Source organism: Luteimonas galliterrae (assembly GCF_023374055.1).
GTDB lineage: Bacteria > Pseudomonadota > Gammaproteobacteria > Xanthomonadales > Xanthomonadaceae > Luteimonas_C > Luteimonas_C galliterrae.
The window spans coordinates 1,755,198-1,768,306 of sequence record NZ_JAMBEP010000001.1 but is presented as its reverse complement, the minus strand read 5'-3'; the positions used below and the strand labels follow the sequence as shown (position 1 = coordinate 1,768,306).

Here is a 13,109-nt window from a genome sequence, read left to right as displayed (position 1 = left end):
TTTTTAGCCGTCATTCCCGCGAAGGCGGGAATCCAGTGACTTTCGCTCTTGCTTACCGTTCCTTCCGAAGACTGTCGGCCCTTGAGAGGCTCAAAGTCACTGGATTCCCGCCTTCGCGGGAATGACGGCTTAAAGCAAAGCTACATGTCGTGCTTGTTCACTTCCAATCCGCGCGCTTTGTACTGGGTCCAGCGCTCGCGCAGCGGACCGCGCGCCGATTCGTCCGCGGGCACCACTTCCAGCACGCGTTCGAAGCTGCCGTCGACCGCGCCGTCGCGCAAGTTGATCACCAGAGGCCGCAGGGGCGCATCGGTTTCCGGCGCGGCGATCAGCACCGGCGTCAGCTCGTCTTCGTCGTCGGTGCCGGCGACCTGGTGCGGGATGTAGGCGTCGTCGTCGAACGCCCACAGCAATTCGTCGAGTTCTTCGGCCTGCGCCGTGTCGCGCGCCAGCACCAGCGTCCACAGGTTCGCATCGTAGGCCTTGCGCGCCAGTTCGCACACCAGGCGCAGCGGTTCGGCCTTGAAGCGGTCTTTGGCGATCAGGTAGAAGTCGGCGCGGGGCATGCGGGAGAGGGATTCGAGATTAGGGATTAGGGATTCGCCAAAGCGGGAGGGGCGGTTTTTCCAATCCCGAATCCCGAATTACGAATCCCCCGCTTGATCGAGCAACCACTGGCTCAGCAAACCCACCGGACGGCCCGTGGCCATGCCGCGCTTGCCGTCGTCGTTGGCCACGCCGGCGATGTCCAGGTGCGCCCAGCGCTGGCCTTCGGCGAAGCGCGCCAGGAAGCAGCCGGCGGTGATCGCGCCCGCCCAGCGGCCGCCGATGTTGTAGACGTCGGCGAAGGTCGAGTCGAGCAGGCTCTGGTATTCGTCCCACAGCGGCAGGCGCCAGGCGCGGTCGAACACGTTTTCGCCAGCGGCGAGCAGTTCGCCCGACAGGTCGTCGTGCTTGCTCATCAGGCCGGCGGCGTATTTGCCCAGTGCGACCACACAGGCGCCGGTGAGGGTGGCCACGTCGACCATGGCCTGCGGCTCGAAGCGCTGCGCATAGGTGAGCGCGTCGCACAGGATCAGGCGGCCTTCGGCGTCGGTGTTGCCCACTTCGATGGTCTTGCCGGACATGCTGGTGAGCACGTCGCTGGGCCGATAGCTGTTGCCGTCGGGCATGTTCTCCACGGCCGGTACGACGACGACGAGATTGATCGGCAATTGCAGGCCGACGGCGGACACGAACGTGCCCATCACGGTCGCGGCGCCGCACATGTCGTACTTCATCTCCTCGATCCCGCCCTGGGTCTTGAGGTTGATGCCGCCGGTGTCGAAGGTGATGCCTTTGCCGACCAGCACGTAAGGCTTGGCGTCGCCGCCGTTGCTCCACTTCAGCACGATGAGCTTCGGCGGATTGGCCGATCCCTGCGATACGGCCAGCAGCGAGCCCATGCCGAGCTGCTGCATCTGCTCGCGCTCCAGCACTTCGCACCCGGCCTGGTCGAAGCGCGAAGCGAATTCCTGCGCCTGTTGCGCGAGGTAGGCCGGGTTGCAGATGTTCGGCGGCAGGTTGCCGAGTTCGCGGGCGAAAGCGACGCCGGCGGCGATCGCCTGGCCCTGCGCCAGCGCCTGCTTGTCGTCGCCGCTGATCGCGAGCGTCTTCAGGCCCGATTCGTCCTTCTTGGCCTTGTTGGCCTCGCCGAGCGTGGCGGTGTAGCGGTAGATCGCGTGGCTGGCGGCGATCGCGGCCTGGCGGATGTTCCAGGCGGCGTCGCGGTCCTTCACCGCCACTTCGGAGAGCGTGAACACGGCCTTGGCCGCGGCGCCGCCCTTGAGCGCACGCGCGGCGTCGCCCACGGCCTTCAGATATTGCGGCACGCCGAACTTGGCTGCTTCGCCCAGGCCGATCACCAGCACCCGCGGCGCCGCGACGCCGGGCAGGTCGTGCAACAGGGCGGTGCGGCCGGTCTTGCCGCTGATGTCGCCGCGTTCGATCAGGGCGGTCAAGCGTCCGCCGCTGGCCGCGTTGAGCGCCTGCGCGGCCGGAGTGAGCGTATTGTCGGCGAAGGCGCCTACCACCACGCAGTCGGTCTGCACGGTCGCGGGAGCATCGCGGTTCAGTTCCAATTCGAGGGCCATCAAACAGATTCCGTCAGTGATTCCGTACAATCGTTCGGCGTTCCGGCGGCTTAAGCGGCGGAATTGCCGACGAGCGAACGTTCAAGTTTATCAGGGCGAGAGCGCCTGATACGCCGCGACGGGCCCGCTGCTTCGCCGGATCGGGCGCTAACCGCTTGATTTCGATGGCGGTGGACCTGCCGGGCCGGCCACCGGCGGACGAAACCGCCGCAGGCCCGTTCCCACCACCGCAGACAAGCGCATCGATGCCCAAGCTGGACCAATACCTGTTCCGCGAGTTCGCCCAGTCCGTGTTCGCGGCGCTGGTGATACTGATGATGGTCAGTTTGGGCGGCATCTTCGCCGACGTGCTGGGCGACATCGCGCGCGGCAAGCTGCCGGCGGTGATGATGCTGTCGCAGCTGGGCCTGCAGGTGATCAAGTGGCTGCCGCTGATCCTGCCTTTGGCGCTGATGCTGGGCCTGCTGCTCTCGATCGGCCGCCTGTACCGCGATTCGGAGATGCCGGTGCTGGCCGCGATCGGGGTCGGGCCCAAGCGGCTGCTCAAACCGCTGCTGCTGGCCGCCGCGCCGGTGATCGCGGTGATCGCGCTGTGCTCGCTCTGGCTGGGGCCGTGGGCGGACCGGTTCTCGCACCAGATGATCGAAGAGGCTAACCGCAGCCTGCTGCTGGTCGGCCTGGAACCGGGCCGCTTCACCGAGCTGCCCGGCGGCGGCGGGGTGGTCTACCTCGGCAGCATGTCCAACGACGGCAGCCGTTTCAGCCGCATTTTCGTCTATCGCCAGCATGAAGACCGCCTGGACGTGACCACGGCCGCGCACGGTGGCCTGTCTCTGTTGGGCGAACGCGATCGCTATCTGCGGCTCGAAGACGGCTTCCAGGTCGAAGGCCCGCTCGGCGAGGGCCTGGACTACCGGATGATGCGCTACGCCAGCAACGAGCTGCGCATGCCCGACCGCGAGGACGTGCGCGACGACGAGGATCCGGAACTGATGCCGACCACGGCTTTGTTCGGCGATCCGCGCCGCGAGGCGCACGCGCAGGTCCACTGGCGCATCGCGCCGCCGCTGATGGCGCTGGCGTTGATGCTGCTGTCGTTGCCGCTGGCGCGCAGCTCGCCGCGGCAGGCGCGCTATGGCCGGATCGCGATCGGCTTCCTCGGCTACATCGTCTGCGTCAACCTGATGATGCTGGGCACGCAGGCGCTGACCGACGGCAAGATCCCGATGATCCTCGGACTATGGTGGTTGCTGCTGCCGGTGCTGGCCCTGGCGACGTGGCTGTACGTGCGCGATGGCCGCTTCTGGCAGTTGAGGCGGAAGAAATGAGGCCGTTCCCGAAACTGCACGACCTCTATATCGGCCGCGTGGTGCTGGCCACGGTGCTGCTGACCTGGATGGTGCTGCTGGGCCTGGATTTCATCATCGGCGGCCTGGTGCCGCAGATCAGCGACCTGGGCAAAGGCGACTACAACTTCTTCACCGCGTTGACGACGGTCAGCTACACCTTGCCGCGGCGCGCCTACACGCTGTTCCCGACCGCGGCCGTGATCGGTTCGCTGATGGGGCTGGGCCAACTGGCGGCGACTTCCGAACTCACCGCGTTGCGCGCGCTGGGCCTGTCGCGGCGGCGGCTGAGCATCGCCGTGGCGCTATCGCTGGCGTTGCTGACCGCGCTGATGGTGGTGAACGGCGAAACGCTGGCGCCCTGGGCGCAGCGCCGCGCGGATGCGGTGAAGGCGGCGGCCAAGTCCAAGGATCTGATCGTCGCCGAATATTCGGGCCTGTGGGCGCGCGAGGGCGACATCTTCCTCAATGCGCAGACCGGGCAGGAGATGAGCGACGGCGACGACCGTTGGCTGGAACTGCGCGACGTGCGCCTTTACGAATTCTCCAAGGAAGGTCGCCTGCAATCGCTGGCGCACGCTGCGGTGGCCGAGCATCGGCCGGGCGGCTGGTTGTTGCGCGACGTCAACCGCACCCGTTTCGAGGCCAAGTCGGTGGTGCGCAGCAAGGTCGCGGAGGAAAAATGGGAATCCCAGCTCGACGACACGGCGCTTGCCGCCAGCGTCGCGCGGCCGCGCTACCTCAGTGCGACCGCATTGGGCGACAGCATCAATTACCGTAAGCGCAACGGCCTGGATGCCAGCGAATTCGAGCGCCACTACTGGGCGCGTTGGTTCTATCCCTTGAACGTGCTGGCCTTGTGCCTGGCGGCGATCCCGTTCGCGTTCGGCACACTGCGCAGCGGCGGCCTGGGCAAGCGCCTGTTCGTCGGCATCGTGTTCGCGCTGGGGTTCTGGATGCTGCAGGAACAATTCGTGCAGCTGGCCGGTGTGTTCAAGTTCGATTTCAGGTTGGCCTATCTGCTGCCGCCGGCGCTGATGCTGGCGATCTCGGCCTACTTGTTCCGCCGCCGCTCGGGCTAAACGATTTGTAGAGCGGAGCTCGCTCTGCTGCCCTTGCTCCCGCTTTGTAGAGCGGGGCTTGCTCCGCTGCCCTTGCTTTTAAGCCGTTCGCTTTTAAGCCGTTCGCTTTTAAGCCGTTCGCTCTTAAGCCGTCATCCCAGCGAACGCTGGGACCCATCTTGCTCTTGCCCCTAAGCCGTCATCCCGGCGAAGGCCGGGACCCAGGCCCGCGTCCTCGCAGGTGCGCTGCGACTCGCGCCATGGACAAAAGCTTCCGGCTGCGCCGGGTCACTTTCTTTGCTGGCCCAAAGAAAGTAACCCAAGAAAGGGCCTGAACTGCGGTGCGATGCGTCGCAACTAAAAGTCCGCCAGCGGCCCGGCTTTCGTCGCAGGTGACCTTCTTACGCAGGTACTAGATTTTGATTCGTAGCCTATGGGTGACGTGGCTTTTGCGGATTTTCGCTAAGGAGTAGTTCTTGTCGATCGCCTCGGATCTGAATGTCGAAGCGACGGAGGAATCCCGAGCGCTGGCGAGCGGTGGCCAAGCACACGGGGTAACCCCATCGCCGGGATCCCTTCCAAAGGCCATTTTTCTTTGGTTACTGTTCTTTTAGGGCCCCACAAAAAGAAAGTCACTCGGCCGCGGTTTGAGCGGACGAAACCCCGGCCCAAAGGGCCGGCAGGTCGCCATAACCCCCAAGCAAAGGCAGCGGAGCAAGCTTCGCTCCACACAGAGCAAAAGCAAATCTTCTCCCGGCTCCCAACGTCGACCGCATAAAGCAGGAGAGCAGGCCGTCCCTACGGAGCTAGCTTCTTAGGTTCGCGCAGCATGCGCGTGCGGCTCGCGCGGTCGTGCCAGGTCAATCGATCGCGATCGATCCAAGCCCACCAGAAGCCGAGGCCGGCAGGCAGCAGCGATAGCGTCGCTATCGAATAACGCAACCACAACGCGCGCCAACTCGGGCAGCCGCCGTCGCGCGCTACCACGCGCAGCCGCCAGGGCCGCATGCCCAAGGTCTGTCCGCCGCGCCGCCAGCTGATCGTCGCGTAGGCGCCGGTCAGCAGCCAGCACACGATCCAAAGTTCGATCTGCAGCGCGCTGAGCGGCGCGATGTTCTGCCGGGGCGAATGACCGGCCACGGTATAGCCGACGGTGAAGGCCAGCGAAGCCAGCATCCATAACGCCAGCGCCGGCCACAGATCGTAGAGCAGGGCGAGCCAGCGCCAGCCGATCAAAGCCTGTCGTGGATTCGATCCGGGGGCACGGGGTTCTGTGGCGAGGGGGTCGGCTTCTTCCATAGCGCATCAGCATAGCCGCGCGCGGCGCGCATCGCTAAGCTGGCGGCATGGTTGCCAGCACGCCCGCCGACCGCCGCAAGTCCGCCAACGCCTTGCCGCCGACGCCCGACGCCGACGATGCCGCGATCCAGGCTTTCATCGACGCCACCTGGGCCGAAAGCGGTCTGGCGCGCAGTTCGCTGGATAGTTATCGCCGCGATCTCGAAGGCTATGCGCGCTGGCGCGAAGGCCGGGGCGGCGGCTTGGCCGGCGCGGACCGTGCCGCGCTGTTCGAATACCTGGCCTCGCGCGCGCGCGCCGGCTATTCGGCACGCAGCAACGCGCGGCTGCTGTCATCGCTGCGCGCGTTCTTCGCGCATCGCGTGCGCCGCGGCGATCGCAGCGACGATCCCACCGCGTTGCTCGATCCGCCCAAACTGCCGCGCTCGTTGCCCAAAGCGCTCGCCGAAAGCCAGATCGACGCCCTGCTGGATGCGCCCGACGTCGATTCTCCGCTGGGCTTGCGCGACCGCGCGATGCTCGAGCTGATGTACGCCTGCGGGCTGCGCGTCAGCGAGCTGGTCCATCTGCCTGCGACTGCCGTCAACCTGCGCCAGGGCGTATTGCGGGTGATGGGCAAGGGCAGCAAAGAGCGCTTGGTGCCGCTGGGGGAAGAGGCGCAGCACTGGCTGGAGCGTTATCTGGCGCAATCGCGTCAGGCACTGGCCGGCAAGCGCAGCGTGGCGGCCTTGTTCGTCGGCGCGGGCGGCGCGCCGCCGTCGCGGCAGCAGTTCTGGCAGATCGTCAAACGCTATGCCGGCGCCGCCGGCATCGACCCGGCCAAGGTCAGCCCGCACGGCCTGCGGCACAGCTTCGCCACGCACCTGCTCAACCGCGGCGCGGACCTGCGTGCGCTGCAGATGCTGCTGGGCCACAGTTCCTTGTCGACCACCCAGATCTACACGCTGGTGGCGCGCGAGCAGCTCAAGCAGTTGCATGCCAAGCACCATCCGCGCGGCTAGGCCGAGTCTGGTTCTAATTTCAGCGCGTTTGCTCCTGCACTGTAGAACCGAGCTCGCTCCGCTGCCTTGGCTAGGGGTTTGTGGCGACCTGCCGGCCTTTCAGGCCGGGGTTTCGTCCGCTAAACCCGCGGCCGAGTGACCCTTCGGCAAGCTCAGAGGCATGCTTTCTTTTTGTGGGGCCTAAAAAGAGCTATCGCCAAAGAAAAGGGCCTTTGAAAGGGGTCTTGGCGACGTGTTCTTGGCCACCGCTTGCCAGCGCTCGGGATTCCTCCCTCGCTTCGACATTCAGATCCGAGGCGATCGACCAGAATGCCTCCTTAGCGCAACTCCGCAAAAGCCACGTCACCCATAGACTGCGAATCAAAATCTAGTACCTGCGTAAGAAGGTCACCTGCGACGAAAGCAGGTCCGCTGGCGGACTTACAGGTGCGACCCATCGCACCGCAGTTCAGGCCCTTTCTTGGGTTACTTTCTTTGGGCCAGCAAAGAAAGTGACCCGGCGCAGCCGGAAGCCTTTGTCCATGGCGCGAGTCGCAGCGCAGTCCACAAGAACGCGGGCCTGGGTCCCAGCGTTCGCTGGGATGGCGGGTGCAAAGCAAGGGCGGCCTCGGGATCTTTGTTCGGGCATGAGAGCAGGGTGGGCGCGGCCAATAAGCAGGGGCGGAACGACTCGACCGCTCTGGCCTGCAGTCCTCCTGAACGCCGTAACTGTCATCATGGGCGGCCAAGCTTGCATCTATGCGAAAATCCAGAACTAGCGCCCCCGGCCGCGGTCCCACCCGGCCTCCTTCACGGATATCGCACCGCATGAAACGCTACGCCACCGCCGCCCTGCTGGGCGCGATCAGCTTGTCCGCTTGCGCGCAACCGCAGGCGCCGGGCGCCGACGCTAAGACCGCGGCTGCGCCTGCCGCTTCCGTCGCCGGGACCCAGCCCAAGACCACGCCGGGCACGCCGGACGCGAAAGCGGTCGCGGCGATCCGCGCGCTCAACCAGCAGGTGCCGATCGACCGCGTCGGCGCCGCGCCGATGCCCGGCTTCCGCGAAGTAATCGTCGGCGGCAGGACGCTTTACGTGTCCGACGACGGCAAATACCTGATCCAGGGTTCGCTGTACGACATGAGCGTCAAGAAGGACCTGAGCGAAGCCAGCCTGTCCAAGCTGCGCAAGGAAATGCTCAAGCAGGTGCCGATCAGCGACCGCATCGTGTTCGCGCCGGCCAATCCCAAGTACACGCTCACCGTGTTCACCGATATCGAATGCGGCTATTGCCAGAAGATGCACAGCGAGATCGCCGAGTACAACCGGCAGGGCATCGAGATCCAATACCTGGCCTTTCCGCGCATGGGCCTGGGCAGCCAGGACCACAAGAAAATGATCGCGGTATGGTGCGCCGCCGACCGCAAGCAGGCGCTGACCGCGGCCAAGTCCGGCAAGTCCGTGCCGATGAAGGACTGCAAGAACCCGGTGACCATGGAATACGACCTGGGCCAGCGCCTGGGCCTGACCGGCACGCCGATGATCATCACCGCCAACGGCGAGCAGGTGCCCGGCTACATGCCGCCGCAGGAAATGCGCAGCTATCTCGACAAGCTCGCCGAGTCCGCGGCCGATCCCAAGACGGCCGCCGCCAGCGGCTGATCCTCGGATTTCCCGACTTCACGGAACCACGCGATGGGACGTGTCCTGCCGATGCTGTTGTCGTCGTACGTAATCTTCGTCTGCAGCGGCGCTGCGCAGGCGCAACCGGCGCCGGAAACCGGCGTGGCGGCCGCGATACAGGCCTACGACCGGGCCTGGGCCGGCAAGGATCCTGTGGCCTTCGAGCGCACGCTGGCCGCCGATTACGTCTACTTCACCTCGAAAGGCGGCGTCAGGTCGCGCCAGCAGTGGGTGGAATTCCTGGGCTCTCCGAAATTTCGCCTGGCATCCGCCGAGCGCAGCGAAATCCAGGTGCACCGGACGGCCGACACCGCGGTGGTCGGCAGCCGTTGGAAAGGGCACGGCAGCTACGACGGCAAGCCGTTCCGCGACGACCAGCGCTGCAGCATCGTCCTGGCCCGGTCTGCGGACGGTTGGAAAGTCCTGTCCGAGCATTGCGTGCAAATCGTCGAGGGCTGACCGCGCCGTCCGCGGCGGACAGACCCCGGGCCGGCCGGCTACAATAGCGCCCCGTTCCACGGTTTATCGCCGGACATGATCGTCCTCGAGGGCCAACCGGCCCTGTCGCCGTTCCGACGCGAGCGGCTCGAAGCCCGCCTGCAAGCCCTCGTTCCCACCGTCCGGATTTCCGGTGCCTGGCACGTCTATTGGGTCCAGCCCGAAGACGGCGCGCAGCCCCAGGCCGATGCGTTGCGGCGCATCCTGCAGGCCGGATCGCAGGCGCAGCCGCTGGCCGCGGGTGCCCTTTCCCGCTTCGTGCTGCCGCGGCTGGGCACGATCTCGCCCTGGGCCAGCAAGGCCACCGAACTGCTGCATGGCGCAGGCCTGCCGGTGAAACGCGTCGAGCGCGGCACCCGCATCGACTTGCTCGGTTGGCCGGACGATCCCGCCGCGCAAGCCGCGCTGGCCAAGCGCCTGCACGACCCGATGACGCAATCGCTGCTGGCCGACCGCGAAGCCGCCGTGGCCCTGTTCGCCGTGCCGCCGCGCGGCACGCTCGAACGCATTCCGCTGGCGCAACTGGAATCGGCCAATGCGCGGTTGGGCCTGGCGCTGGCCGACGACGAAATCGACTACCTGCGCCGGCGCTACGCCGAACTCGGCCGGGATCCGTCCGACGTCGAACTGATGATGTTCGCGCAGGCCAATTCCGAGCACTGCCGGCACAAGATCTTCAACGCTTCCTGGACCATCGACGGCCGCGAGCAACCACTGTCGCTGTTCAAGATGATCAAGCACACCCATGCGCAGACGCCCGAGCACACGTTGTCGGCGTACAGCGACAACGCGGCGGTGATCGAGGGCTATGCGTCGCGCCGCTTCCGGCCCGATGCGCGCAGCGGCGAATACCGCGCCGAAGCCGTGCAGGACAGCGCGTTCTGCATCAAGGTCGAAACCCACAACCATCCCACCGCGATCGCGCCGTTCCCCGGCGCCAGCACCGGCGCCGGCGGCGAGATCCGCGACGAAGGCGCCACCGGCCGCGGCGGCAAGCCCAAGGCCGGCCTGTGCGGCTTCAGCGTGTCGCACCTGCGCATTCCGACCCTGCCGCAACCGTGGGAAAGCGAGCGCGCCTTGAATCCGCGCATGGCGCCGGCGCTGGAAATCATGCTCGACGGCCCGATCGGCGCAGCCGCATTCAACAACGAATTCGGCCGTCCGAACCTCACCGGCTATTTCCGCAGTTTCGAGCTGCGCGAACCCGACGCGACGGTGCGCGCCTACGACAAGCCGATCATGCTCGCCGGCGGTTTGGGCGCGATCGACCGTCCGCTGGTGGAGAAGAAGCGGTTGTCCCCGGGCGACGCGGTGATCGTGCTCGGCGGCCCGGCGATGCTGATCGGCCTGGGCGGCGGCGCGGCCAGTTCGGTCGCTTCGGGCGACAGCGCCGAAGACCTGGATTTCGCCAGCGTGCAGCGCGACAACCCTGAAATGGAACGGCGTTGCCAGGAAGTGATCGACCGCTGCGTCGCGTTAGCCGAACGCAATCCGATCCTGTGGTTCCACGATGTCGGCGCCGGCGGCCTGTCCAACGCGATTCCCGAACTGCTGCACGATTCGGGCGTGGGCGGCGTGATCGATCTGGGCAAGGTGCCGACCGACGATCCCTCGCTGTCGCCGATGCAGTTGTGGTGCAACGAGTCGCAGGAACGCTACGTGCTCGGCATCCCGCAGGACCGCATCGCCGATTTCACCGCCATTTGCGAGCGCGAGCGTTGTCCGTTCGCCGTGGTAGGCACGGCGACGGCGGAAGAGCGCCTGGTCGTCGGATACGGCGTCGGCTCTTCCCTTCTCCCCTCGGGAGAAGGTGCCCGAAGGGCGGATGAGGGTACGCAGTACGACGCAAGTCAGAACGCCGTCGCTTCCCCGAACCATCACCCCAACCCCTCTCCCGATGGGAGAGGGGCTTCACAGCGCGATCTGCCGATCGATTTGCCGATGGACGTGCTCTTCGGCAAGCCGCCGAAGATGCACCGCGACACGCAGCGTCCGCGCGCGGCGCGCTGGCCGGAACTGGACAGCGACGTGCTCGGCGAGAATCCGGGACAAGTGCTGCACGACGTCGGCCTGCGCGTACTCGCCCACCCCACCGTCGCCGCCAAGAGCTTCCTGGTCAGCATCGGCGACCGCAGCGTCGGCGGTTTGACCGCGCGCGACCAGATGGTCGGCCCGTGGCAACTGCCGGTGGCCGATTGCGCGATCACGCTGTCGGGTTTCGAAGGCGGCGCCGGCGAAGCGATGGCGATCGGCGAACGCACGCCGCTGGCGCTGCTCGACGCCGCCGCATCGGCGCGCATGGCCGTCGGCGAGGCGATCACCAACCTGTGCGCCGCGCCGGTGGAAAGCCTGCAGCGCGTCAAGCTGTCCGCCAACTGGATGGCCGCGGCAGGCCACGCCGGCGAAGACGCGCGCCTGTTCGACGCGGTCAAGGCCGTGGGCATGGAATTGTGCCCGGCGATCGATCTCAGCATTCCGGTCGGCAAGGATTCCTTGTCGATGCAGGCGCAATGGTCGCAAGACGGCCAGGCGCACAAGTCCGTGTCGCCGGTGTCGCTGGTGGTCAGCGCATTCGCGCCGGTCGCCGATGCGCGCGCGCAGCTGACGCCACTGCTGTCGCGCGATGCCGATACCGAGTTGTGGCTGATCGGTTTGGGCGCCGGCAAACAGCGTCTGGGTGGTTCGATCCTGGCGCAGTGCTACGACCGCTTCGGCGGCGACTGCCCGGATCTGGACAGCCCCGAACGCCTGCGCGGCTTCTTCGAACTGATCCGCGACGCGCGCCAGGCCGGCCTGCTGCTGGCCTACCACGACCGTTCCGACGGCGGCGCCTTCGCCGCGCTGTGCGAAATGGCGTTCTGCTCGCACCTGGGCCTGGATATCCTGCTGGACGGCTGGGGCGAAGGCCGCAGCGACGATCCCTGCCGCACGCTGTTCAACGAAGAACTCGGCGCGGTGGTGCAGATCGCGTCCGAGGACCGCGCCGAATTCGCCGACCTCATCGCGCGCCACGGCCTGGTCGAATGCGCGCAGCGCATCGCCCGGCCCAGCACCGCGCCGACGATCCGCGTACGCCACGACAACGAAACACTGGCCGAATGGCGCTGGGACGCGCTGTTCGACGCCTGGTGGTCGGTGACGCACGCGATGCAGAAGCTGCGCGACGATCCGGCTTGCGCCGACGAAGAGCGCGATGCGGTGCGCGCGTTCGCTGCGACCGGACTGCAGCCCAAGCTCGCGTTCGACCCGGCCGAGGACCTCGCCGCGCCGTATCTCAATCTGGGCGCCAAGCCGAAGGTCGCGATCCTGCGCGAGCAGGGCGTCAACGGCCAGATCGAAATGGCCTCGGCGTTCACGCGCGCGGGATTCTCCGCTTGCGACGTGCACATGAGCGACCTGATCGCCGGGCGCGCGAAGCTGGCCGATTTTCGCGGCATTGCCGCCTGCGGCGGTTTCAGCTACGGCGACGTGCTGGGCGCGGGCCGCGGTTGGGCGACGTCGATCCTGGAGCGCGGCGCTTTGCGCGAAGCCTTCGCCGAATTCTTCGTGCGGGACGATACGTTCGCGCTGGGCGTGTGCAACGGCTGCCAGATGCTGGCGCAACTGAAGGACATCATTCCCGGCGCCGCGCATTGGCCGGTATTCCTGCGCAACCGCAGCGAGCAGTTCGAAGGCCGCTTGAGCTTGGTCGAAGTGCCGGAATCGCCGTCGCTGTTCTTCCGCGGCATGGCCGGTTCGCGCATTCCGGTGGTGGTGTCGCACGGCGAAGGACGCGCCGCGTTCGCCGGCGACGCCGACCGCGCCGCTGCGGCCGTCGCGATGCGCTATATCGATGGAGACGGACAGCCCGCTACGCAGTATCCGGCTAATCCGAACGGTTCGACCGACGCGATCGCAGGCCTGACGAGCGACGACGGCCGCGCCACCATCCTGATGCCGCATCCCGAACGCACGCCGCGCAGCGTCAACCTGAGCTGGCATCCGCGCGAATGGCCGGATGCGTCGCCGTGGATGCGGATGTTCGGCAATGCGCGGAAGTGGGTGGGCTGAGCCATAGCTTTTGTAGGAGCTTCGGCTTTTGTAGGAGCGGCTTTAGCCGCGAGCTTTTGC

The 13,109-nt window shown here is 66.6% G+C and carries 9 protein-coding genes; 6 read left to right on the top strand and 3 right to left on the bottom strand.

Annotated features, from left to right (window positions below; all coding sequences use genetic code 11):
* Positions 1-140 precede the first annotated feature (140 nt).
* Together M2650_RS08145 and M2650_RS08140 are read right to left on the bottom strand one after the other, a co-directional pair.
* Complete coding sequence (locus tag M2650_RS08145; RefSeq protein WP_249473192.1) at positions 141-566, bottom strand: DNA polymerase III subunit chi; 426 nt, start codon at positions 564-566, stop codon at positions 141-143.
* A 78-nt stretch (positions 567-644) separates the two neighbouring features.
* The gene (locus M2650_RS08140) at positions 645-2,132 is read right to left on the bottom strand and encodes a leucyl aminopeptidase (protein WP_249473190.1); all 1,488 of its coding nucleotides are present in this window, start codon (positions 2,130-2,132) and stop codon (positions 645-647) included.
* Positions 2,133-2,377: 245 nt separating this feature from the next.
* On the opposite strand from M2650_RS08140, the gene lptF reads away from it, so the two are divergent.
* Together lptF and lptG are read left to right on the top strand one after the other, a co-directional pair.
* Positions 2,378-3,460: an LPS export ABC transporter permease LptF gene (gene lptF, locus M2650_RS08135; RefSeq protein ID WP_249473188.1), complete on the top strand. Its 1,083-nt coding sequence runs from the start codon at positions 2,378-2,380 to the stop codon at positions 3,458-3,460.
* Positions 3,457-4,560 (top strand): LPS export ABC transporter permease LptG, encoded by a 1,104-nt coding sequence (lptG, locus tag M2650_RS08130; RefSeq protein WP_249473186.1) that lies wholly within the window; start codon positions 3,457-3,459, stop codon positions 4,558-4,560. The genes lptF and lptG overlap by 4 nt, the downstream gene beginning before the upstream one ends.
* Before the next feature lie 777 nt (positions 4,561-5,337).
* On the opposite strand, the gene M2650_RS08125 is transcribed toward lptG, so the two are convergent.
* Positions 5,338-5,838, bottom strand: coding sequence for an RDD family protein (locus M2650_RS08125; RefSeq protein WP_249473184.1), 501 nt, complete (start codon positions 5,836-5,838; stop codon positions 5,338-5,340).
* Between the two features lie 47 nt (positions 5,839-5,885).
* Here M2650_RS08125 and xerD point away from each other — a divergent pair, with 47 nt between their 5' ends.
* From xerD to purL, 4 genes are all read left to right on the top strand, one after another.
* Positions 5,886-6,839, top strand: coding sequence for a site-specific tyrosine recombinase XerD (xerD, locus tag M2650_RS08120; RefSeq protein ID WP_249473183.1), 954 nt, complete (start codon positions 5,886-5,888; stop codon positions 6,837-6,839).
* Between the two features lie 807 nt (positions 6,840-7,646).
* Positions 7,647-8,480, top strand: a complete 834-nt coding sequence (locus M2650_RS08115) for a DsbC family protein (RefSeq protein ID WP_249473182.1) — start codon at positions 7,647-7,649, stop codon at positions 8,478-8,480.
* Positions 8,481-8,513: 33 nt separating this feature from the next.
* The gene (locus M2650_RS08110; protein ID WP_249473180.1) at positions 8,514-8,960 is read left to right on the top strand and encodes a nuclear transport factor 2 family protein; all 447 of its coding nucleotides are present in this window, start codon (positions 8,514-8,516) and stop codon (positions 8,958-8,960) included.
* A 75-nt stretch (positions 8,961-9,035) separates the two neighbouring features.
* Positions 9,036-13,049 (top strand): phosphoribosylformylglycinamidine synthase, encoded by a 4,014-nt coding sequence (gene purL / locus M2650_RS08105; RefSeq protein WP_249473178.1) that lies wholly within the window; start codon positions 9,036-9,038, stop codon positions 13,047-13,049.
* Positions 13,050-13,109 lie beyond the last annotated feature (60 nt).